Origin of the sequence: Streptomyces sp. NPDC008313, assembly GCF_042956125.1 — a bacterium.
In the GTDB taxonomy this organism is placed as follows: Bacteria; Actinomycetota; Actinomycetes; order Streptomycetales; family Streptomycetaceae; genus Streptomyces.
In genome coordinates, this window is sequence record NZ_JBIBFR010000014.1 from 71889 (window position 1) to 94744 (window position 22856).

At 73.2% G+C, this 22856-nt stretch carries 20 protein-coding genes; 13 read left to right on the forward strand and 7 right to left on the reverse strand.

Annotated elements, in window-relative coordinates; all coding sequences use genetic code 11:
- The first annotated feature begins 136 nt into the window (after positions 1-136).
- A complete protein-coding gene (gene sodX, locus ACFY93_RS20145; protein WP_391361077.1) occupies positions 137-571 on the forward strand; it encodes a nickel-type superoxide dismutase maturation protease in 435 nt (144 codons plus the stop codon).
- On the opposite strand, the gene ACFY93_RS20150 is transcribed toward sodX, so the two are convergent.
- Positions 475-1104, reverse strand: a complete 630-nt coding sequence (locus ACFY93_RS20150) for a CGNR zinc finger domain-containing protein (protein WP_391360688.1) — start codon at positions 1102-1104, stop codon at positions 475-477. The two genes, sodX and ACFY93_RS20150, sit on opposite strands and share 97 nt — an antisense overlap.
- 118 nt (positions 1105-1222) lie before the next feature.
- Between ACFY93_RS20150 and ACFY93_RS20155 the strand changes: the two genes are divergently transcribed.
- Complete coding sequence (locus ACFY93_RS20155) at positions 1223-2008, forward strand: methyltransferase domain-containing protein (RefSeq protein ID WP_391360689.1); 786 nt, start codon at positions 1223-1225, stop codon at positions 2006-2008.
- A gap of 216 nt (positions 2009-2224) precedes the next feature.
- Here ACFY93_RS20155 and ACFY93_RS20160 read toward each other — a convergent pair whose 3' ends face one another.
- From ACFY93_RS20160 to ACFY93_RS20170, 3 genes are read right to left on the reverse strand one after another with little or no spacing between them, the layout of a single operon-like run.
- Complete coding sequence (locus ACFY93_RS20160) at positions 2225-3028, reverse strand: ATP-binding cassette domain-containing protein (protein WP_391360692.1); 804 nt, start codon at positions 3026-3028, stop codon at positions 2225-2227.
- A complete protein-coding gene (locus ACFY93_RS20165; RefSeq protein WP_391360694.1) occupies positions 3025-3963 on the reverse strand; it encodes an ABC transporter permease subunit in 939 nt (312 codons plus the stop codon). Before ACFY93_RS20165 ends, ACFY93_RS20160 begins: the two co-directional genes overlap by 4 nt.
- Positions 3964-3995: 32 nt before the next feature.
- On the reverse strand, positions 3996-4949 hold the full coding sequence (locus ACFY93_RS20170; protein WP_391360696.1) for a transporter substrate-binding domain-containing protein: 954 nt from the start codon (positions 4947-4949) through the stop codon (positions 3996-3998).
- A gap of 546 nt (positions 4950-5495) precedes the next feature.
- Between ACFY93_RS20170 and ACFY93_RS20175 the strand changes: the two genes are divergently transcribed.
- From ACFY93_RS20175 to ACFY93_RS20190, 4 genes are all read left to right on the forward strand, one after another.
- A complete protein-coding gene (locus ACFY93_RS20175; protein WP_391360698.1) occupies positions 5496-6758 on the forward strand; it encodes a malic enzyme-like NAD(P)-binding protein in 1263 nt (420 codons plus the stop codon).
- 237 nt (positions 6759-6995) lie between these two features.
- Positions 6996-7964, forward strand: coding sequence for a zinc-binding dehydrogenase (locus ACFY93_RS20180; RefSeq protein WP_391360700.1), 969 nt, complete (start codon positions 6996-6998; stop codon positions 7962-7964).
- 262 nt (positions 7965-8226) lie between these two features.
- Positions 8227-8436, forward strand: coding sequence for a helix-turn-helix domain-containing protein (locus ACFY93_RS20185; protein WP_010984411.1), 210 nt, complete (start codon positions 8227-8229; stop codon positions 8434-8436).
- Positions 8436-9005 carry a Clp protease N-terminal domain-containing protein gene (locus ACFY93_RS20190; RefSeq protein WP_391360702.1) on the forward strand — a complete coding sequence of 190 codons (570 nt, stop codon included), beginning with the start codon at positions 8436-8438 and terminating at the stop codon, positions 9003-9005. Before ACFY93_RS20185 ends, ACFY93_RS20190 begins: the two co-directional genes overlap by 1 nt.
- A gap of 65 nt (positions 9006-9070) precedes the next feature.
- Here ACFY93_RS20190 and ACFY93_RS20195 read toward each other — a convergent pair whose 3' ends face one another.
- The 3 genes from ACFY93_RS20195 to ACFY93_RS20205 form a co-directional block, all read right to left on the reverse strand.
- Entirely contained in the window at positions 9071-10183 is a 1113-nt protein-coding gene (locus ACFY93_RS20195; RefSeq protein ID WP_391360705.1) for a helix-turn-helix transcriptional regulator, read from the reverse strand.
- 1 nt (position 10184) lies between these two features.
- Positions 10185-11144, reverse strand: a complete 960-nt coding sequence (locus ACFY93_RS20200) for a DUF4097 domain-containing protein (RefSeq protein ID WP_391360706.1) — start codon at positions 11142-11144, stop codon at positions 10185-10187.
- 252 nt (positions 11145-11396) lie between these two features.
- Positions 11397-11573, reverse strand: a complete 177-nt coding sequence (locus ACFY93_RS20205) for a DUF6104 family protein (RefSeq protein WP_391360709.1) — start codon at positions 11571-11573, stop codon at positions 11397-11399.
- A 222-nt stretch (positions 11574-11795) separates the two neighbouring features.
- On the opposite strand from ACFY93_RS20205, the gene ACFY93_RS20210 reads away from it, so the two are divergent.
- From ACFY93_RS20210 to ACFY93_RS20240, 7 genes are all read left to right on the forward strand, one after another.
- The gene (locus ACFY93_RS20210; RefSeq protein ID WP_391360711.1) at positions 11796-12386 is read left to right on the forward strand and encodes a CU044_2847 family protein; all 591 of its coding nucleotides are present in this window, start codon (positions 11796-11798) and stop codon (positions 12384-12386) included.
- Positions 12383-14734, forward strand: coding sequence for a trypsin-like peptidase domain-containing protein (locus ACFY93_RS20215; protein ID WP_391360714.1), 2352 nt, complete (start codon positions 12383-12385; stop codon positions 14732-14734). The genes ACFY93_RS20210 and ACFY93_RS20215 overlap by 4 nt, the downstream gene beginning before the upstream one ends.
- Before the next feature lie 223 nt (positions 14735-14957).
- On the forward strand, positions 14958-16004 hold the full coding sequence (locus ACFY93_RS20220; RefSeq protein ID WP_391360717.1) for an AAA family ATPase: 1047 nt from the start codon (positions 14958-14960) through the stop codon (positions 16002-16004).
- A gap of 7 nt (positions 16005-16011) precedes the next feature.
- Positions 16012-19503 carry an SAV_2336 N-terminal domain-related protein gene (locus tag ACFY93_RS20225; protein WP_391360720.1) on the forward strand — a complete coding sequence of 1164 codons (3492 nt, stop codon included), beginning with the start codon at positions 16012-16014 and terminating at the stop codon, positions 19501-19503.
- A 21-nt stretch (positions 19504-19524) separates the two neighbouring features.
- Positions 19525-19740: an FxSxx-COOH cyclophane-containing RiPP peptide gene (gene fxsA / locus ACFY93_RS20230; protein WP_391360723.1), complete on the forward strand. Its 216-nt coding sequence runs from the start codon at positions 19525-19527 to the stop codon at positions 19738-19740.
- Positions 19741-20002: 262 nt separating this feature from the next.
- A complete protein-coding gene (locus tag ACFY93_RS20235; protein WP_391360726.1) occupies positions 20003-21220 on the forward strand; it encodes an FxsB family cyclophane-forming radical SAM/SPASM peptide maturase in 1218 nt (405 codons plus the stop codon).
- Positions 21220-22740, forward strand: a complete 1521-nt coding sequence (locus ACFY93_RS20240; RefSeq protein WP_391361080.1) for an aKG-HExxH-type peptide beta-hydroxylase — start codon at positions 21220-21222, stop codon at positions 22738-22740. Before ACFY93_RS20235 ends, ACFY93_RS20240 begins: the two co-directional genes overlap by 1 nt.
- The last annotated feature ends 116 nt before the right edge of the window (positions 22741-22856 follow it).

Below are 22856 nucleotides of genomic sequence, written 5' to 3' on the forward strand. Positions count from 1 at the left end.
CTTCCTCGTGATCGTCTTCTCAGGTGGGACATTACTCCGTGGGAGACGGGTTTTCTCGGGTGCCCCCATGGGCTTAGGACAAAAGTCCGGGGTGAGACTGGGACTGGTGGAGGATCGGACCGGGGAGGTGCCGGTGATGCCGGAGCTGTCGCAGGAGACCGAGCGCGGGAGGTCCCTCCTGCCGTTCGGTACGGCTGAGGTGACGGGACCGTCGATGGTGCCCACGCTGCACCACGGGGACCGGCTCGTCGTGCGCTACGGCGGCAGGGTCAGGCCCGGTGACGTGGTCGTTCTGCGTCATCCGTTCCAGCAGGACCTGCTGGTCGTCAAGCGGGCCGCCGAGCGGCGGGAGGGCGGCTGGTGGGTGCTCGGTGACAACGCCTGGGCCGGCGGTGACAGCACCGACTACGGCACCGTCCCCGAGGAACTGGTGCTCGGGACGGTGCGGTTCCGGTACCGGCCGTGGAAGAAGGGTCAGCGTTCTCCGCTGGCGCTGCTGGGCTGGGCGTTCTCCGCGGCGAGGCCGGTGCTCTGCGACCGGTCGGCCTCCAGGCGCTTGCGGGCGCGGTAGGCCGCGACGTTGGCACGGGTCGCGCAGCGGTCCGAGCAGTAGCGCCGGGAGCGGTTGGTCGAGGTGTCCAGGTAGGCGTTGCGGCACGGCGGTGCCTCGCACAGACCCAGGCGGTCCACCCCGTACGCGGTGAGGTGGAAGGCGAGACCCATCGCGGCGATGGCCGCGTAGCCGGCCGTCGCGTTCGACGGGTGGTCCGCCAGGTGCATGTGCCACAGCGGGCGGTCGTCGTCGTCGCGGTGGTCGTGCCCGGAGATCTGCGGACTCACCGGGAACTCCAGCAGCAGCGAGTTCAGCAGGTCCACGGCGAGGGTCTCGTCCCCCGTGTCCGCCGCCTCGAAGACCCCGCGCAGCCTGCCGCGGACGGAGCGGAAGCGGGTGACGTCCGCGTCCGTCGCGCGCCGGGCCGCCGAGGCGTTGCCCCCGAAGAGGTCGCGGACGGCCTCCACCGAGGTGAGCGCGTCCTTGCCCCGGGCCGGCTCCTCGCTGTTGACGAGACGTACGGCGTAGTCCGAGTAATAGGCCAGTTCCACTTGTAGTCCTTACGAGGGCGCTCTATTGTCACGGGTGCGGTCGGGTAAGAGACGACCGCGCTTTCAGGGTATTACGCGGGCGGTGAAGAACCGTGACGAACGGAAGAAGGGGCTTCTCATGACCACGACCTCCACCACCACGACCGGGTCCGCGCCGCACGGTGCCGACTGGGCCGCCTGGCAGACGAGCTGGGACCGGCAGCAGGAGTGGTACATGCCCGACCGCGAGGAACGCTTCGGGATCATGCTCGACATGGTCGAGGCGCTGGCCGGCCCCGAGCCGCGCGTCCTCGACCTGGCCTGCGGCACGGGCACGATCACCGCCCGGCTCCTCGACCGCCTCCCCGGCGCCACCAGCACCGGCGTCGACCTCGACCCCGCGCTCCTCGCCATCGCGGAGGGCACCTTCGCGGGCGACGACCGGGTCTCGTTCGTGACGGCCGACCTGAAGGACCCCGAGTGGCCGGCCGAGCTGCCGTACGACACGTACGACGCCGTCCTGACCGCCACGGCCCTGCACTGGCTGCACACCGAACCCCTCGCGGCCCTCTACGGTCAGGTCGCGGAACTCGTCCGCGACGGCGGCGTCTTCATGAACGCCGACCACATGATCGACGAGACCACGCCCCGGATCAACGCGGCCGAGCGGGAGCTGCGGCACGCCCGCATGGAACAGGCCAAGCGGGACGGCGCCCTCGACTGGTCGCAGTGGTGGGCGCTGGCCGCCCAGGACCCGGTGCTCGCCGGGCCGACCGCGCGCCGCTTCGAGATCTACGGCGAGCACGCCGACGGCGACACGCCCTCCGCCGCGTGGCACGCGCGCGTGCTGCGCGAACAGGGCTTCACGGAGGCCCGCCCGGTCTGGTGCTCGCCGTCGGACGCCCTGGTCCTCGCCCTCAAGTGACCCGGACACCCGGATGACGCGCACCCACCGGTGACACGGCGCCAGCAGGGACACGAGAGTGACACGCCCCTGCGGGGGCACGGGCGCCCGAGGCGAAACGGATGCCCAGGGTGGAGCGGCGGCCGGACGGTCCGTCCGGGCCGCGCGGCCCGGACAGGCGGAGAGGGCGGTACGGGAATCCCGTACCGCCCTCGCACACGCGCTTGCGCGGACCCGTCACAGCACCTTGGACAGGAACGACTGCGTCCGCTCGTGCTGCGGGTTGGTCAGCACGTCACGCGGGTTGCCGGACTCGACCACCACGCCGCCGTCCATGAAGACCAGGCTGTCGCCGACCTCACGGGCGAAGCCCATCTCGTGCGTGACGACGACCATCGTCATCCCGGACTCGGCGAGGTCGCGCATGACGTCGAGGACGTCACCGACCAGCTCCGGGTCGAGTGCCGAGGTCGGCTCGTCGAACAGCATCAGCTTCGGGTCCATCGCCAGCGCACGGGCGATGGCCACCCGCTGCTGCTGGCCGCCGGAGAGCTGCGAGGGGTAGTTCAGCGCCTTGTCGGCGAGACCCACCCGCTCCAGGAGCTGGCCCGCGCGCTCCCGGGCCTGCGACCTGGAGACGCCCTTGACCTGGACCGGAGCCTCCATGACGTTGTCGAGCGCCGTCATGTGGGGGAACAGGTTGAAGCGCTGGAAGACCATGCCGATGTCCCGGCGCTTCAGCGCGACCTCGCTGTCCTTGAGCTCGTACAGCTTGTCGCCCTTCTGGCGGTAGCCGACCAGCTCGCCGTCGACGTACAGCCGCCCGGCGTTGATCTTCTCCAGGTGGTTGATGCACCTGAGGAACGTGCTCTTGCCGGAGCCGGAGGGGCCGATGAGGCAGAACACCTCGCCGGTCTTGACCTCCAGGTCGATGCCCTTGAGCACCTCCACGGCCCCGAAGGACTTGTGGACGCCCTCCGACTTGACCATCGCCGTGCCGGGCGCTGACTTCGTCAGGGGGGAGTTCGTCTTCCCGGTCATGCGACACCTCCCCTCGAGCGGCTGAGCGACAGCATGTTCGCCTTGATCTTCTGGAACGGTGTGGCCGGCAGGCTGCGGCTGGAGCCTCGGGCGTAGTAGCGCTCCAGGTAGTACTGGCCGACGCTGAACACCGAGGTCAGCAGCAGGTACCAGGCCGCGGCGAGGAACAGCATCTCGGCCGGTGCGCCCGACGTCTGGCCGATGTCCTGGGCGACGCGGAACAGTTCCGAGTACTGGATCACCGAGACCAGCGAGGTCGTCTTCAGCATGTTGATGACCTCATTGCCGGTGGGCGGCACGATCACCCGCATGGCCTGCGGGATCACGACCCGGCGCAGGGTCTTGCTGTGGCTCATGCCCAGCGCGTGGCTGGCCTCCGTCTGCCCCTCGTCGACCGAGAGCAGGCCGGCGCGGCAGATCTCCGCCATGTACGCGGCCTCGTTGAGGCCGAGTCCCAGCAGCGCCGTGAGCAGCGGCGTCATGAAGCTGGACCAGTAGTCCTTGTAGATCGGGCCCAGGTTGATGTACTCGAACACCAGGCCGAGGTTGAACCAGACCACCAGCTGGACCAGGACCGGGGTGCCTCGGAAGAACCAGATGTAGAACCACGCGATGGACGAGGTCACCGGGTTCCTGGACAGGCGCATCACCGCGAGCATGATGCCGCCGACGATGCCGATGGCCATGGCCAGGACGGTCAGCAGCAGCGTCTTGAGGACGCCGGTGACGATGCGGTCGTCGAAGAAGTAGTCCGGGATGACGCCCCAGTTGATCTTGCCCTGGGAGAACGCGTAGACCACGGCGACCAGGATCGCGATCGCGGCGACCGCGGACACGTACCGCCCGTAGTGCCGGACCGGGATGGCCTTGATGGCCTCCGGGCCGGCCGGGGGAGTGTCCTCCGGGCCCGTCGTCTTGTCGATGTCAACAGTCACGGATGTTGCCTTTCAGTGCCCCGGCCGCCGGGTCACTTGCCGCCGTTGATCCGGGCCGCCTTCACGGCACCGTCCGCGACACCCCACTTCGAGATCACCTTGTCGTAGGTGCCGTCCTTGATGACCGCGTCGAGCGCGGCCTGCAGGGCGTCCCGCAGCTGGGTGTTCGACTTGGCGACCGCGATGCCGTACGGAGCGGCCTCGACCTGCTCGCCGACGATCTGGAAGTCCTTGCCGCCGCCGGAGGTCTTCACCGCGTACGCGGCGACCGGGAAGTCGGAGGAGCCGGCGTCCGCGCCGCCGCCGCGCAGGCGGGTCTGGGCCTGCTGGTCGTTGTCGAAGGCCTCCATGGCGATGGTCTTGCCCTTGGGGCACTTCTGGGCCTCGGACTTGGCCAGGTCCTCGGAGACCGTGCCGCGCTGCAGCACGATCTTCTTGCCGCACAGGTCCGACCAGGTCTTGATGCCCTGGTCGTCACCCTTCTTGGTGTAGATCGAGACACCGGCGGTGAAGTAGTCGACGAAGTCGACGCCCTCGCCGACCTTCTTGCCGGTCTCGGAGTCGAGGCCCTCCTGACGGTCCTTGGTGTCCGTCATGGCCGACATCGCGATGTCGTAGCGCTTGGAGCGCAGACCCGTGATCAGCGTGTCGAAGGTGCCGTTCTGGAACTCGAACTTCACGCCGAGCTGCTTGCCCATGGCGTCGGCCAGGTCGGGGTCGATGCCGACCGTCTTGCCGGAGCTGTCCTTGAACTCGACCGGCGCGTACGCGATGTCCGAACCGACCTTGATGACGCCCTTGTCGCGGATCGCCTGGGGCAGCTTGTCGGCCAGCGGGGCCGAGCCGGACTGCGTGCTGCTGCCCGAGTCCTTGTCCTTGGTCTGGTCACCGCAGCCGGTGAGCAGCAGGGTGCCGGCGACCGCGATCGCAGCGACCGCGGCTATCCGGGACTGCGCAGTCGTACGACGGGTGGTGCTTGCGGTCATGAGGGTTCCTCCGGCGGATGAGGGAGTTGCCGATGGGTCGACGAGAACACACACCTTCGGGTGTCGCGACCTCGTGTGATGACGGCATCTTGCCATTCGGACTCAGCCATTCAGGGGGCTCGCTATGTCAAAATCGGATAACGGGTCACCCCCGAACCGCTACAGGTCGGTACACACGACCGGACCTTATGCGGGAATCCCGTCTTCCGACCGGAAGATCTTCGGTGCCGTGCGCGAAGTGATCACCGGCATCTGCGCACGTGCCGTGTCCGTGGAAATGTCATGGACTTGTCCGCATATCCGGTGAGGAGTCATGTCCCCGACGTGTGACCTTCGTTATGGACTCGTCCACCGCGCGGTCCGTCCGGTATGAAGGTTCCTTACACCCCTCATCCGGGGCTCAGGGCGCGTGTGCGGCGCGCCCGTCGCGTATGTGCCCGTACGTACCCCGTACGCATCAGCCACCAGGGTCATACGCGGTGCCCGCCCACACCTCAACCAGGCGTGGTCACCCTCAAACCTTGAAGACTTAAGGGGTAAAACAAAGTGGCAGCGGAGATCGTCAATCCTCGCAGCGACAGCAATACAGGTCATGAAGGCGACGCGGAGCCGGTCAATTCCGTCGCCACGGTCGACGGGGCGGACGGCGTGGATCTCGCTTTCGACCCCGCTTTCGCGCTGCACCGCGGCGGCAAGATGGCCGTGCGGGCCACCGTGCCGGTTCGCGACAAGGACGACCTGTCCCTGGCGTACACACCCGGCGTCGCGAAAGTGTGCAGCGCGATCGCCGAGCAGCCCGAGCTGGTCCATGACTACACGTGGAAGTCGTCCGTCGTCGCCGTCGTGACGGACGGGACGGCCGTGCTCGGGCTCGGAGACATCGGACCGGAGGCCTCGCTCCCCGTGATGGAGGGCAAGGCGATCCTGTTCAAGCAGTTCGGCGGGGTCGACGCGGTGCCGATCGCCCTGGCGACCACCGACACCGACGAGATCATCGAGACCGTCGTCCGGCTCGCGCCGTCCTTCGGGGGAGTGAACCTGGAGGACATCTCGGCGCCGCGCTGCTTCGAGATCGAGCGCAGGCTCCAGGAGCGGCTGGACATCCCGGTCTTCCACGACGACCAGCACGGCACGGCGGTCGTGACCCTCGCGGCCCTGCGCAACGCCGCCCGGCTCACCGGGCGGGCGCTCGGCGACCTGCGCGCCGTGATCTCCGGAGCGGGCGCGGCCGGTGTCGCCATCGCCAAGTTCCTGCTGGAGGCAGGGCTCGGCGACGTCGCCGTGGCCGACCGCAAGGGTGTCGTGTCCGCCGACCGGGACGACCTGACGCCGGTCAAGCGGGAACTCGCGGAGATCACCAACAAGGCGGGGATCTCCGGTTCGCTGGAGGACGCGCTGGCGGGCGCCGACGTGTTCATCGGCGTCTCCGGCGGCACGGTCCCTGAGTCGGCGGTGGCCTCCATGGCCGAGGGCGCGTTCGTGTTCGCCATGGCCAACCCGACGCCCGAGGTGCACCCGGACATCGCCCACAAGTACGCGGCCGTGGTCGCGACCGGGCGGTCCGACTACCCGAACCAGATCAACAACGTGCTCGCGTTCCCGGGGATCTTCGCCGGTGCGCTCCAGGTCCGGGCCTCCCGGATCACGGAGACGATGAAGATCGCGGCCGCCGAGGCGCTTGCGGCGGTAGTCGGTGACGATCTCGCCGCCGACTACGTGATCCCCTCGCCGTTCGACGAGCGGGTCGCCCCCGCCGTGACGGCGGCGGTGGCCGCGGCCGCGCGGGCGGAAGGCGTGGCCCGCCGCTGACGGTCCGCCGGTCTGCCGGTCCGCCGGTCTGTCGGCCCGTCGGGTCCGCCGGTCCGCCGGTCCTCCGGTTCGCGGTCCGTGGGTCCGGTCGGTTCGATCGGTTCGTGGTCCCGCCCGGGTCTTTTGGGCGGGACCACTTCTTTACCCGGGCATTCGTCCGTTCGGGTGGGGTGGCGGGACGCGTGTCACACCGGGGGCTGGTTCCGCCGGCGGTGGCGGAGACCTAGGGTCAAGGTCATGTTCGCTGCCTACGCCGCCCGAATCGACCGTGACCAGCCGTTGAACGGCCTCGAGTTGGGGGAGCGGCCCGCCCCCGAGGCCCGGCCCGGCTGGACGACCGTGAACGTCAGGGCCGCCTCCCTCAACCACCACGACCTGTGGTCGCTGCGCGGAGTCGGCCTCGGTGAGGACAAGCTGCCGATGATCCTCGGCTGTGACGCCGCCGGGATCGACCAGGACGGCAACGAGGTCGTCCTCCACTCCGTCATCGGGCAGACCGGCCACGGCGTCGGTCCGGCCGAGCCCCGCTCCATCCTCACCGAGCGCTACCAGGGGACCTTCGCCGAACAGGTCTCCGTACCGACGTGGAACGTCCTGCCCAAGCCCAAGGAGCTCTCCTTCGAGGAGGCCGCCTGTCTTCCCACGGCCTGGCTGACGGCGTACCGCATGCTCTTCACCAACGCCGGGGTGCGTCCCGGAGACTCCGTGCTCGTCCAGGGCGCGGGCGGGGGTGTGGCCACCGCCGCGATCGTGCTCGGCCGGGCCGCGGGGCTGCGGGTCTTCGCCACCAGCCGCGACGAGGCCAAGCGCAAGCGGGCTGTCGAACTCGGGGCCGTGGAGGCGCTCGAACCCGGTGCGCGGCTGCCGCAGCGGGTGGACGCGGTCATCGAGACCGTCGGCGCGGCCACCTGGTCCCACTCGGTGAAGTCCCTGCGTCCCGGCGGCACGGTCGTCATCTCCGGGGCGACGAGCGGCGACCGTCCCTCGCACGCCGAGCTGACCCGGATCTTCTTCCTCGAGCTGAGGATCGTCGGGTCGACGATGGGCGGCAAGGACGAGCTGGAGGACCTCCTCTCCTTCTGCGCCGCGACGGGGGTGCGGCCCGTCATCGACGAGGTCCTTCCGCTCGACCGGGCCCGTGAGGGCTTCGAGCGGATGGAGTCGGGCGGACAGTTCGGCAAGATCGTGCTGACGACGCACTCCTGACGCCTCGCGCACCGTCCTCCGGCACCGGTCCCTCCGTCCTTCTGCCTTCCTCTCCACCTCTCCACCTCTCCACCTCTCCACCTCTCCACCTCTCCACCTTCGTCACTTCTCCACCTTCGTCTCCACGCGGCAGGCGGCGGGCCCGGTCACGGGCCCGCCGCCTGCCTGCTTCCCGGCACCCGGAGTCCGCGTCCGCGCTCGGCCCGACCCATCCTGTCAACCACGGTTGACGCTGCGCGGATGTCAATGTAAGTTGACACGCATGACCGAGGCAACGGATCTCGCCGAGCGCGCGGGTGACCGCGATCCGCGGATCGGGCTGCGGGCGGTCTCCGCGTTGCGGAGGCTGCTGGAGCAGCTGGAGGCGGTGCAGGTGCGCAGTGCGCGCAATCAGGGCTGGTCGTGGCAGGAGATCGCCGCGGAGCTCGGTGTGAGCAGGCAGGCAGTGCACAAGAAGTACGGGAGGCAGTGATGTTCGAACGCTTCACCAAGGACGCCCGCGCCGTGGTTCTGGGCGCGAGCGAGCACGCGGAGTCCTCGGGTGCGGAGGCGGTCGAGGAGGAGCACATGCTCCTCGCTCTCCTCGACCGGGAGGCGAGCCGGGCGTCGTTCGCCCTCGCGGCGCTCGGCGTGGACAAGCGCCGCGCGTCGGTACGGGAGGCGCTCGCCGACGCGCGCCGTCGCGGAGGGCTGTCACGCGCGGACGCCGACGCGCTCTCCGGTCTCGGCATCGATCTGACGGAGATCGTGTCCCGTGTCGAGGAGGCGCACGGAGTCGGCGCGCTCGGCTCCGGCCGGAAGGGAGCGGGCCGGTGGCCGGGACGCCGCCCCTTCGCCCGGGGGGCGAAGGACACGCTGACCCGGTCCCTGCGCATCGCCCTCGCCCGGCGCCACCGTCACATCGGGGACGAGCATCTCCTCATGGCACTCCTCATCCACCCCGGAGTCCCCGCCGAGGTGCTCGCCGATCACGGGGTGACGTACGAGTCGGTCACCCGTGTCCTGTACGGCGGGGGAGAGGGCCTGGCCGAGGCGGGGTGACGGCTCCGGGCGCCGGGGAGGCCCCGGCTCCCAGAGCGTCGGGCACCACAGGCGCGAGGGGAGTCTCATGCCTTCGGTGACCGGAGTGCCGCCCCTATGTGCGCCGCCGCCGTCGACAGGTGGCGCCTCGCCTCGCGCAGCTGGCCCTCCGTCACGCCGTGGTCGCGGGCGGCGTCACGGATGTCGTCCCTGAACCGGTCCAGCAGCCGGTCGAGGTCACGGGCCGGATCACCGGTGGAACCCTCGTGGACCCAGGCGGGCTCGTAACCGGCGGGGAAGTCGTCCGGCGTGACCGTGTACCCGGGTTCGGCGGAGGTCGTGCTCCTGGGGGCGGAACCCTTGTCCTGAGGGCTGCCGCCCCCGGAGTGCTTGTCTCCGGCGTGCGAGGTCCCGGAAGCCCTGCCTCCGAAGTCCTTGCCGAAGTCGGTCCCGAAGTTCTTGCCGAAGTCGCCGAACTCCTTGGCCAGCTCGGCCAGTCCTTCCCGGACCCCGGTCGGCCAGTCGCCGCGGGCGAAGTGGTCCTGGACCTGCTCCTGGACCCGCCTGGCCATGCGCTGCATCTCCTCCGCCGCCAGCGTCCGGGCGCTGTCCTGCGCCTCCTTGGCCTGGCGCCGGGCCCGCTGGGCCTCCTCGCGGGCCCGCCGGCTCTCGTCCTTCGCGCGCCGGGCCTGCTCCTTCCACTCCTGCTTGACCTTCCGCATCTCCTCCTTCGCGGCCCGCCAGTCCGTCTCGCCGGACTCCTCGGACGCGCCCCCGCGCCCCTCGCCCGCCGCGCCCGTGCGGGAGCCCCGCCGGGCCTCGGAGGCCGCCGCCCGCATCTCACGTCGCAGATCCCCGGCCGCGCCCCGTACATCGGCGCGGATCTCGGCGGCCAGCTCGGCGACCGACTCGCGGATCTCCAGCTCCAGGTCGGCCAGCTCGCCGCTGCGGTCGGCCAGCTCGGCCCGGCCGGCGTCCGTGATCGCGTACACCTTCCGGCCGCCCTCGGTCGTGTGGGTCACCAGACCCTCGGCCTCCAGCTTCGCCAGCCGGGGGTAGACGGTGCCGGCCGAGGGTGCGTACAGCCCCTGGAAACGCTCCTCCAGCAGACGGATCACCTCGTACCCGTGGCGGGGGGCCTCGTCCAGCAGCTTCAGGAGGTAGAGGCGCAGTCGGCCGTGGGCGAAGACGGGGGGCATGTCAGAGCACCTTCTTGTGGGCCGGGATGTCGTGGGCCCTGTCGGCGGGGGCGTCGTGGGAGTCGGCGGGCGGGGTGGTGCGGGGACCGCCGGGACGGTCGTCCGGGTCCGTGTCCCATGGCTCGTCCTCCGCCGGTGGCCTCCGCAGCAGGGCGATCGCCCCTGAGACGGTCGTCGCCCTCAGCCTGCCGGTCCCGGCTCCCAGCTTCCCGCTGATGTGGTTCGCGCCCCACGAGCCGCATCCGGTCCGGCCCCAGTGGCCGCCGACCCGCAGGTCGTCGAAGGTGCTGGAGACCGTGCCGCTCGCGCTGTTCACCTCGACGCGCGCGTCCGCCGTGCGGGGGACGCGGATCGCGATCTCGCCCGAGACGGTCGTGAGGGCGACGTCGGCCGGGCCGCCCGTGGCATCCAGGTCGAGGATGATCGAACCGCTCACCGAGTCGGCCTTCACGGACGGGCAGCCGCCCTCGATGACGGTGAGGTCCCCGGAGACCGAGTTCAGCCGGAGATCGCCCGTGACGGCCTGGGTCTCCACGCTCCCCGAGACGGTCGTGGCGCGGACCGGGCCCGAGAGTCCGACCAGTGTCGTGTCACCGGTGGCACCCTTGATGTCCGCGCGCCCGTCCAGCCCCGAGACCATCGCGCCGGCCCCGACCACGCCGACCTCGACCCGCGTCGCCGCGGGGACCGCGAGGGAGACGACCGCGCTGCGCCGCCTGCCCTTGCGGTCCAGCCACTTCAGGAACCCCTTCCAGGGCAGGTCCTCGTAGGCGACGGTGAGGGTGCCTCCGCGCTGCGTCACCGTGAGCGGGGGTCCCTCTATCGCGGACACCTCCAGCCGGGCGGAACCACCGTCGGTGCCGACCACGTTGACCGTTCCGTCGACGATGCGCACGTGGAGTGCCGTCACGGGGGCGTCGAAGGTGAGCTTCCGCGGCTCTGCGACGGACCACTCGGACATGGTGCGGACCTCCTCGGCCGGCTGAACCCGATGGGACATGAGGCGTAACGCGCCATATCGCGTCTCCCACAACACACGATATATCGCGATTGCGGGAAGTCAAGACTGTCCGTCATGTCCGTCGCCGGGGGATCCGCGGGACCTCTCCGGGCGATCGTCCGGAGAGGTCCCGGCGGTCGGAAAAGGGGACGGGCCGCCGTCCCCGGAATCCGGGTCTGGTGGCCGTCCCCCTGGTCGTGAGTGGCGCGCCGCCTACTCGTCCTCGTCGTCCAGCCGTGCCAGCCAGGTGGCCAGCCGCTCCACCGGAACCTCGAAGTCCGGGTTCAGGTCGACGAAGGTGCGCAGGTGCTCGGCGAGCCACTCGAAGGTGACCTCCTCCTCGCCGCGCCTCTTCTCCAGCTCCTCGATGCCGCGGTCGGTGAAGTACATGGGTGGTGCTCCGAAGGTGAAAGGGACGGGAAAGGGGTGGGCGTCTTCCCTGGAGGGAAGGCAACGTAGACCTTCCTCCCGTGCGGGACGCGGGAGGACAAGGAAAAGGATAGGCGGGGGCGGCCGGAGCCCGGAGGGCCTCTCGCGCCACCGCCACCCGGGAGTTACGGTCGGTCAGGCGGTGCCTACGGGGTTCGGGGGAACGGGGTGACGGGGGATGTCATGGGTGACGGAGTGACCCGGGTCGCGCGGATCGCGATGCCGGACGGGACGCCCGTGTGGGCGCGCATCTCGGCGGCCGAAGAGCTGGACGAGGAGCCGACGGAGCCGTCCGGCGGACTCGCGTACACGGACACGGGGTTCGGCGAGCGGATCGAGGCGCACGTCGAGAGCCTGAACGCGGTGGTCACGAGCGTCGCGCGCTCACTGGCGGACCCGCTGAGAGCGGTCAAGCCGGACGAGGTCAGCGTCGAGTTCGGGATCGAGCTGACCGCGAAGGCCGGCAAGGTGGTCGGCCTCCTCGCGGACGGCGAGGCCAAGGCCGGCATCACGGTCACCCTCACCTGGAACGGCGGCCCACCGGATCTCGACCCCGACGCGGACGCGAACGCGGACGCCCGTACCGGCACCGACGGCCGTACCGGCACCGACGGCCGCACCGGCACCGACGGCCGCACCGGCACCGACGCGCGCACCTCTGCCGGGACCGGTGGCGGCGGTGCTCCGTCGGTCCCCTCGGCGCGCGCGGGCGCGTCTCCCGGCGCTTCGGCGCATGGGGGTGCCGCGGACGCCGCCGGCGGGGGCGTGGCGTGACGGGCGAGCACGCCCCGGGCGCATCGAGCGAGCGCGACGCCGCCCACCGTGCGCTGCGTGATCTCGTCATGGCGGCGACGGTGCGCATCCATCGCGCGGGGTCCGGGTATGCCCTGGACGAGCCAGGCACGTTCCTCGGGAGCGGCTTCTTCATCGCGCCCAACTGGGTTCTCACCTGCGCGCACGTGACACCGAGCGGCAAGGGGGGTGAGGTCACCGTGGTCTACGAGACCGGGCCCGGCCGTGGCACGTCCGCCGTCGCCGGAGAGGTGACGGCGGTCCTGCCCGACCACGTCCGGCAGCCCCCGCGGGGCAGCTGGCCCTCCCCGGACCTCGCCCTGATCCAGCTGCGCGAGCCCGTCGACCACCACTGCGCCTACCTCACCGAACGCCCGGCCGCCTACTACGGCGAGGCGACCGTCTTCTTCTCCGGCTGGACGGTCGTGGACGGCCGGCTGCAGCGGCTGAACGGGACGCTCCAGGTCCAGGGCACCCTCGGCGGCTGGTCCTCGGACGAGCAGATACGGCTGGGCGGGGACGTCCTCCCGCCCGGTGTCTCCGGGGGGCCCGTGGTCGACCCCGTACGCGGTGAGGTGGTCGGTGTGCTGAAGTCGCGGGCCGACCGCGGGCCCGGCGGCACCTCCACCGGTGTGGAGCAGCTCCGTTCGCTGCCCGTCCCGGCGGACGGGGTCCGGGCCGAGCACGACGACCTCTACCAGGCCGTCTTCCACGCGCATGACCGCTACCACCGCGACCGGCAGCGCCACCCCGACTCCGACCGCAGTACCTGGGCCGACGTCCAGAGCCAGCTCGGCGCGCGGCCCGGCCGCACGCTCGGCCCCGACGAGCGGACCCAGCTGCTCGGCCGCCTCGCCGACCTGCCGCCCCCGGTCAGCACCCGCGGCCTGCTCGACGTCCTGGAGGAGCTGCTGGACCGGCAGGCCTCGATCCCGCACCCGGCCCCCCGCGGCTGGCGCGACGGTCTCGGGGCGCTGTACGAGAGCGCACGCGGCACCAGTGGGCTGGAGGTCGTCCTCGACTACGCGATGCGGGTCATGTCGGCCGAGCGGCCCTTCGGTACGCCCGGCACCGAGAGCGCGGAGCAGGCGCTGTGGGAGTGGGTGCGGCAGGCCGCCGAGGGCCTCGGGCTGCGCTACCGCAGGCATCTCGCGCAGCAGCGCATCGATCTGCTCCGGTCACCCCGGCGTCCGGCCGTGGTGCCACCCCGGCTCTTACCGGGACCGGCGGAGGCCGGCGTGGACGTCGTACCCGGGGCGCCCGTCCCGTCCGCCGTGCCCGGTACACCTGCGGCGCCCGGTGCGTCCGTCGTGCCCAAGGCATTTGCGGCGCCCGGTGCCCCCGCCGTGCCCGGGGCACCCCAGGGGACCGGTCAGGCTCTCTCCGCCCCGCGTGACGGGGAGGACGACGGGCGGACCGCCGCGGAGCCCCACCCGGACGCCGCCGCCCACCCCGGGCCGCACCGGTTCGTCCTGCTCGAACTGGCGCGTCGCGGCTGGGAACCGGACCGCTGCGACTGGCGTGTCGCCGTCGCCCACCCGGCCGGTGACGTGGTCCGCGTCCGGGAGGACCAGCGCACGCACCTCGCGGAACTCCCCGGCCGGCTGGCCGCACCCCTCGCCGAGGCGTTCCGCCGCTGCGACGAACCGGGACGGCCCGCCGTCCTCCAGGTCGCGCTGCCCCACCCGCTGCTGGGACTCGACGTCGACGCCTGGCAGGTCGTGCCCGGCGAGCCCCCGCTCGGCGCCCACCGCCCCGTCGTGGTCCGCTGCGCCGACCGCGACCAACTGCCCGCCGACGACGACCCGTTCTCGCCCGTACCCGGCGGATTCGGCGGTGACGACAGCTGGGACGGCGGCGCCGGCGACGTGGACGACGCCGAACGGCAGGCCCGCTGGCGGTGGATCCACGCGCACGGAGCGAAGGCCGAAGTGCTCGACTGCGAGGACGGGTTGCGGGTACCCGTGCCGCCCGCGGACGTGCTGAGGGGGCTGCCCCACGGCACGGTCCCGGTGCTCTGCCGCTACGGCGACCACCGGTTCGAGGACGACGCGGCCGCACTCGTCCGGATCGTGCGCGGCGGCTTCGGGGTCGCGGTGTGGCGGCGCTGGAGGGGGAGACCGGACGCGGTCTGCGGCGAGTTCCACCGCAGAGCCGGGGACACGGTCGCGGGCGCGGGCAGCGCGGAACGGCTCCCCCAACTCGTGTACGCCTTACGGGCGGGGGTGCGCGCCGGCCGCGCGGAGACCTACTGGGCCGACGGCATCGCCCTGTTCTACGACGACGCGCGCCCCCTGCCCGGGGCCGGCGACCTCCTGCAGGCGCCGTGAGCGCCCGGCGGACGCCGGGGGACCGGTGCGCGCGGGAGCCGGGGAGCGAGGGAACCGAGGAGCCCGGGGGCGCGGGAAGCGGGAGCGGGACGAAGGCGCGGGAGGTGCCGTGACCGGCCCCAGGGTCGCTCACGCCGGGCCCTTACGGGGTCCGGCGAGGGTCGATACCGTGATGCACGATCGACGGCTGCCGTGGCGGACCAGTGACGACGAGGACTGGGCAATGACCGAATCCAGCGAGTGGCTCATCTACCGAGGCGCCGGTGAACCCCACGGCGGCATCGACCGGTTGCCCGCGCCGCCGCCCTGGCGGGACTTCGCGAGCCGGGAGGCGGCACCGGCCGGCGCCGACGGCTCCCAGGACCGCAGGCTCGGCGCCCACCGGCACCTCGCCGAACTGCACCGGCCCGGCGCCGAGGAGCTGGAGATGATCAACGCGGCGCTGTATCTGCGCCGCCCGTTGCTGGTCACCGGCAGCCCCGGCGCGGGCAAGAGCACGCTCGCGCACTCCGTCGCGTACGAACTCGGCCTGGGCGACGTCCTGCGCTGGTCGATCGTGAGCCGCTCCACGCTCCAGGACGGCCTCTACCACTACGACGCGATCGCCCGGCTCCAGGACGTGCAGATCGCCGCGCAGGGCGCACGGGGCGCCGCGGCGGAGGGCGGCGGCACGGCGGCCGGTGCCCCCGGAGCGGTCGAGGGCATCGGGAGCTACATCCGGCTCGGTCCGCTCGGCACCGCGCTGCTGCCCTCCGACACCCCGCGTGTCGTCCTCATCGACGAGCTGGACAAGAGCGACATCGACCTGCCGAACGACCTGCTGAACGTGCTGGAGGAAGGCGAGTTCGCCATCCCCGAGCTGGAGCGGATCGCCGACCGGCTGCCCGGGGGAGAGGCCCAGGTGCTCACCGCCGACGGCACCAGGGTGACGGTCCGGGACGGCCGGGTGCGCTGCCGGGCCTTCCCCTTCGTGGTGCTGACCAGCAACGGCGAGCGCGACTTCCCGGCCCCGCTGATGCGCCGCTGCATCCACCTCGAACTGGGCCGGCCCGACCACAAGCGGCTCGCCACCTTCGTACGGGCCCACCTCGGCGACGAGGCGGCGCGCGCGGGCGACGACCTCATCGCGCACTTCCTGGAGCGCTCCCGCAGCGAACTGGTCGCCGCCGACCAGCTGCTGAACGCCATCTACCTCACCGACGCGGCGGCCCCGCCCAGCCGCGACCGGCTCGCGGACCTGCTCATCCAGCGACTCGACCGTCCGAGGTGACCCGCTGATGCCTGATGCGGCGGCGCGGCACGGCCCCGTACCCGCGGACGGGCCGGACACCCCCGCGCCCGGGCCCCCCTCCGCGTCCGGACCCTCCTGCGAGCCCGGCGACCTCGTCGCGGAGCTGGTCGTCCGGCTGCGCGGGATCGGGCTCGACCCGGACGCCGAGGAGCTGTGCGACACCCTGTGGCTGGCCCGCTGGGCGCGCCCCACCGGCGGCGCCGAGCCGGTGGAGTCCGGCCGGCCCGGCTCCGTACGGCCGGCGCGGGACGACGCGCGGCCCGGCGGCCGGACGGCGGGCGCCGCGGCGCTCCCGTCCCGACCGGAGCCGGGGCGGACCCGGCCCGCCGTCCCGGAGCCGCAGGCGCACAGCGCGTCGGCCGACCGGAACGTGGCCCTGTATCCCGTACCGCACACCGCGCGCCGGCCCGGGGCGCGTTCCGCGGCGCCGGACACGGAGCCGGGGACCGGTGGCGCGCACCGGGCGACGGGGCTGCCTGTCGGCGTGCCCGCCGCTCCCGCGTTCCCCGCGCCCCTGGAACTCCAGCGCGCCCTGCGCCCCCTGCAGGGCTACCGCAGCGCCGCTCCACCCCTGCGTTCGGTGCTCGACGAGACGGCCACCGCCGAGCTGAGCGCACGGACCGGCGGCCTCGTCCTGCCCGTCTTCCGCGCGGTGACCCGCGCCGACGCACGGCTCCAGCTGGTGATGGACACCTCGTCGTCCATGCGGGTGTGGGACCGGATGTTCGCCGAACTCGAGCAGGTCTTCGGCCAGCTGGGGGCCTTCTGGGACATCCAGGTCAGCCATCTGCACCAGGGCCCGGACGGCGAACCGGCCGTCAGCCGCAGCCCGGAACTCTCCGCCGCGCCCCTGCACTCCGCGGACCGGCTGAGCGACCCGACCGGCCGCCGGATCACCCTGCTGGTCAGCGACTGCGCCGGCCCGCTGTGGCACAGCGGCCGCGCCCACCGGCTGCTGCACCACCTCTCCCGGCAGAGCCCCGTCGCCGTGCTGCAACCGCTGCCCCAGCGCATGTGGCAGCGCACCCGACTGCCGGTCACCTACGGCGAACTGAGCCGCGGCGAGGGCCTGGGCGGCGCGGCCGCACTGCGGGTGCGCACGACGGCGGGCCCGGCCCCCGAGGCCCGCCGGGGCGCGGCCCCGGTGCCCGTGCTGCCGCCGGAACCGGTGGCGCTCGGTGCCTGGGCCCGGCTGCTGTCCGGCGCCGGTGCCGGACCGGTGGCGGGCGCCGTCGGCTGGGTGCGCGCCGACCATCCGCCCACGCCCGCCGCCCCGCCCGGACGGCGGCCCTCCGCGCTCGAACTCGTCAGCAGGTTCCGCTCCAGCGCCTCGCCCGCCGCGGGCCGGCTCGCCGTCTACCTGGCGGCGGCCCCGCTCTGCCTCCCGGTGATGCAGCTGGTGCAGCGGACCATGCTCCCGGGCTCCGGGCCCTCCGAACTCGCCGAGGTGCTGCTCAGCGGACTCGTCTCACGGGCCAGGGAGGCGCACGGGCACGACGGCGTCCAGTGGTACGAGTTCGCCTCCGGCGTCCAGGAGTCGCTGCTGTCGCCGCTGGGCCGCGACGAGGCCGTCCTGGTCCTCAAGCACTGCTCGGAGTACATAGAGCAGCGGTTCGGCAAGGGCGGACCGAACTTCCCCGCCCTGGCCCTCGCCCAGCTCGGCAACGGCGGCTCGGGGCGCCCCTACGCCCCCGTCACCGGCACCGCCTACCAGGGCGCGAACGGCGACGACGCGGACGGCGGGGGCGACGGCCACCGCGGCGGGACGGTCCTCGTCCCGCAGCCGTTCGCCGAGGTCGCCGCGCGGGTCCTGGAGCGGTTCATGCCGCTGCCCGAGCAGTTCGCGCTGTACGGAAGCCGGGGACGGCCGAACCCCGAGGAGGACCGCCCCCCGCACGCGGCGGTCACCCGGGCCCGCTCGCTGGTCGGGCAGTTCGACCAGGACGGGATGGTGCAGGACCTGATCGACGCCGTGCAGCTGCTGCGCGGCGCCACCGAGCACGAGAGGCCCGTCGGCGCCGACCCCGAGCTGTGGGCCGAGTTCGCCCACTGCCTGCTGCGCCTGTGGGAGGTGCAGGGCGGCGGCGACATGCTGCGCGAGGCCGAGGCGGCCGCCGAGCGGGCCGTCGCCCACCCCCGGGCACTGCGCGAACGGGCCGTACTGGCACGGGTGCTGCACGCCGCCGCCACCGACCGCAGGCGGCGCGGCGACCGGCGGGGGGCGCTCGACCTGCTGCGCCGCGCCGACCGTGAGTACGCGGTGGCCTGCGCCGCGCCCGACCTGGAGACGGACCAGGCGCTGCGGCTCACCCTGGAGCGGGTCGGCGCGCTGGAGGCGCAGTGGCGGCTCGGCCGCGACAGCGCGCTCCTCCAGGGCGCCGTCGGCATGCTGGAGGCCTTCGCCGACGCCTGGCCGGACCGGCGCCTCAGGCCCCCGGGACTGCCGCTGGCCCACGGCCGCGTCCTGCTGAGGCTCTCGGGCGCCACGGCCGACCCCGAACAGTCCCGCCTGTACGCGCAGCAGGGCGCCCAGTCGCTGCGCGACGCCCTGGACGGCGGCCCGGACGCGACGGCTCCCGCCCCCGGCGGCCCCGCCCGCGAGCGCGTCCGCACCCTCCTCGACCTGGTCGACGCGCTCCTCAGGTCGGGCGGCTCCCTGAACGACGCCCAGGCCCGGGTCGACGAGGCGCTGGACCTCACCCGCGAGCAGAGTCTGCGCGCCTCCCTGCTGGTGCGCGCCGGACGGATCAGCGCGGCCCGTCATGCCGAGTCGGGCGATCCGCGGGCGCTGCAGGACGCCGCCGAGCACTTCGCGCAGGCCGCCCGGGGCGTGCCGCGGGACGCGCCCGCGCACGCCGACGTCCTCGCCGAGTGGGGCGAGGTGCTGCTGCGCCGCGCCGCGTCGGAGAGCGGTCCCCGGGCGCAGGAAGCGGTCTCCCGGGCGATCCGGGTGCTGCGGGACTGCCGTACGGAGACCCCGGCCGGCAGCGCGCGGCTCGCCCACCGGCTGCTGCTGCTGGGCCGGGCGCTGATGCTCAGGTACCGGGCCCGGGGCGACCGCGTCGACCTGCGGGAGGCGGAGCACCTGCTGGGGCTGGCGGCCACCGAGGCGGAGGATCCGGTGCTGGCCGCCCGGTGCTGGCTCGAACTCGGCCAGACCCAGTTCGAGGCGTTCCAGAGCCTGGGCCGGCCCGCCCGGCTGGACGACGCGGTCGACGCCTTCAGGGGCGCGGTTCAGGCGGCCCGCGATGCGGAGTCGGAGGCCGAAACGGACCGCCGGCGCCAGGAGGCGGTCGAGCTGGGCGCGCAGGCGCACCACTGGCGGGGTATGTCCTATGAGGCGGCGTCGCGTCCACGCGCCGCCCGCGAGGCCTACCGGGCCGCCCGGACCGAGTGGTCCCGGCTGCCGGACGACACCGTGGGCACGAGCGAGCCGACCGCCCGGCAGACGGCCCAGCGGCTGGCCGAACTGGAGTGACCGAGGAAAGGGAGGGTGAGGGTGAGCAGGACCGTGCACGAGGAGCCGACGCGGCCCGCGTCGGAGGCCGCACCACCGGCGGCGGGGGCCGAGGACCCCCTTCCCGACCTGCTGTCGCTGGACCTGGCCGATCTGCGGACGGTCCGGCACCCCGTCCTGGGCGAGGTGCTGGAGGAGCTGCGGGAGCGGGCGCGGCAGCCGAGCGAGGTGCTGTGGGGGTTCAACAGCGCTCTCTGACAAGGCCGCGCAACGGCCGACCGGCGAGCCTCACCGATCTCACGGATCTCACGGATCTCGCGGATCGCACCGATCGCACCGATCTCATCGATCGATGAGCGACAGATCCGGTCGCCGTGACAGTTGAATCGGACATGTTCGATCGGGCCAAGTTTGTGGTGGGCCCCTGCCCGGGAATGCCGCATCGTACGGGCAGGGGGCCGCGATCCGGGGCCCGCCGCGGATCGCGGGAGCGCGCGCTGTACACCATGGGGGTGCCGGAGTGTCTCAAGAGGCTGCTCCCCCTCCGATACCCGAAGGGCCTTTCCCCTTCCGGCAGTTCGTCGTCAAGGTCCACGGCCGCTGCAACCTCGCGTGCCGCTACTGCTACCTCTACGAGGGCCCCGACCGCACCTGGCGCACCCGCCCCGCCGCGGCACCGCCCGGCGTCCTGGACCGCACCGCCACCCGCATCGCCGAACACGCGGCGGCCCACGAGCTGACCGGCGTCTCCCTCGTCCTGCACGGCGGTGAACCCCTCCTCGCGGGCGCCTCCGCCCTCGGCCGCTTCACCGGCCTGGTACGCGAGCGGGTCCCCGGCTCCTGCACCGTCCACGCGGTCGTCCAGACCAACGCCACCCTCCTCACCGAGCCCCGGCTCGACACGCTCGCCCGCCACCGCATCCGCGTCGGCATCAGCCTCGACGGCGGCACACCCGCCCACAACACGCTCCGCGTCGACCACGCCGGACGCCCGTCCTGGCCCGCCGCAGCACGCGGGGCCCGCCTGCTCGCGCGGCGCCACCCCGAGGCGTACGCCGGGATCCTCACCGTCGTCGACCCCGACCAGGACCCGGTCGGGACGTACGAGTCCCTGCTCGGCCTCGGCCCGCCGGCCCTGGACCTGCTGCTCCCGCACGGCAACTGGACGGCCCCGCCCCCGCGGCCGGCCGGCGGCGGAGCCACTCCGTACGGGGACTGGCTGTGCGCCGTCTTCGACCGCTGGTGGGGCGCCGGGCGCCGGGAGACCCGGGTGCGGCTCTTCGAGGAGTGCCTGGCCCTGCTGCTCGGGCTGCCGGCCGCCACCGAGTCGCTGGGTCTCGACCCCTTCGAAGCCGTGGTCGTGGAGACCGACGGGTCCATCGAACAGGTCGACTCGCTCAAGTCCTGCTACGACGGAGCGGCGCACACCGGCCTCGACGTGTTCCGGCACGGCTTCGACGAGGCGCTGCGCCACCCCGGCGTCGCCGCCCGGCAGGCGGGCGCCGCCGCGCTGGCGGCGGACTGCCTGGTCTGCCCCCTGCTCACCGTGTGCGGCGGCGGCCAGTACGCCCACCGCTACCGCGCGGGACACGGCTTCGCCAACCCGTCCGTGTACTGCGCCGACCTGCGGCGTTTCATCCGGCATGTGGCACACCGCCTCTCCACGGAGTCGGCACGCGCGCCGACGGCTGCGGTCTCCGTGCCCCCGGCCGCCTCTCGCGAAGGGAGCATCAGGTGATATTCCCGGCGGTCCCAGACCCGGCCCTCGCCGAACTCGGCCGCACAGAAGGCAGCCCCGCGACCCTCGCGTTCCTCGCTCGCGACCAGGACACCCGGCGCCTCCTCCTGCTCCGCGCGCTGCTGGACGCTGCCGAGACGGCCGACGCGGATATCTGCCCGGCCGGTGCCCGGACCCGGCTGCGGGACGACTGGGAGCTGCTGGCGGAGGCCGACCGGGCACGGCCCGGGCCTGAGGCGGAGTACGGCCCGGCCCGGGGCGAGCACTCCGAAGAGGGCCGTGCCCGAGGGCCCGCGCCCCGCCCCGACGGCATGTCGCCCGCCCGCGCCCGGCTCCTGCACCCCCTGGTGGGACCGCTCGTCCGGCGCTGCCTGCGCGGACTCGACACCCGGGACCAGGACGGGCACCCGCCCGACCGGCGGTCCCGCGAACTCGGCAGGGGCCTCGCGCACTTCGGTGCCGTCGCCGCGGTGGCGGCCGCCCGGGCCGGGATCGGCTTCTCCGTCCGGCTGACCGCCCGTGACGGAGTACTCGCCCTGCCTTCCCTGGGGGCACTGCACACCGCCGTCTCCGGGGACGCCCCCGTCGACGTCGTCCACCGGCGCGGCACGCTCACACTGCGTCAACCCGGCGCGGCCGACGCCGTCGTCCACCTGGAGAGCGACACCGGCGCGTGGTCCGGCGCTCCCGCCTGGACCTCCGCGTACGCGCTGCCCGGACTGCTGCCCGGCGCCGGACCCGTGCCGCTGGACGATCTCGACCCCTACCGCACCGATTCCGGCGGGCCCCACCGGCAGGGCCTCGGCGGTCCGGTCACCCTCGATCACGCCGAACGCAAGCGGTGGCTGCAGTCCTGGTCGGGCACCGCCCACCTGCTCCGGCTCGGCGGGGAGCACCGCCTGGCGGAGGCCCACCACCTGCTGCGCTGCCTGGTCCCGCTGGCCGCACCCCCCGGCCCGTCGCGAGAGGGACACGACACCGGCGGATACAGCGCCACCCGGCGGGAGGCGTTCGGCGCCGTGCTCAGCAGCACCCCGCCCACCCCCACAGGCTTCGCCGCCACCCTCGTTCACGAGCTCCAGCACACCAAACTCGGGGCACTCGGCGACCTCGTGACCCTGCATCACGCGGGTGACGAGGCACGGTACTTCGCGCCCTGGCGGTCCGACCCCCGCCCGTACGGCGGACTGCTCCAAGGGGCCTACTCCCACCTCGCGCTCGCCGACTTCTTCCAGCGCTGCGCCCTCGCCCTCGGCCACCCCCCGCACCGTGAGTCGGCGTGGGCCCAGCACGCCCGCTACCGGGAACAGGTCGGCGCCGTGCTGCCGGCGATCGTTGGGTCGGACGACCTCACCCCGCAGGGCCGGCGGTTCGTGGACCAGATGGTCGCCGTCTACGAGCGGCTGGCCGAGCACCCCCCGCCCCGCGGCCAGACCGCCCGGGCACAGGAGTACGTCAGGGCGGCCCGGGGGCTGTGGCTCCAGCGGCACGGGGGAGAGTTGCGCCAGTCGCGTGACTGAAGTCGCCGATCGTGGTGCCGAAGCGGCCGATCCGGGCGAAGATCGTCGTACCGAGGGGAAGGCACGCCTTCCGTCGGCGCAAGCGACGGCTGCGCCCGGTGCCTATCGCGGTACCG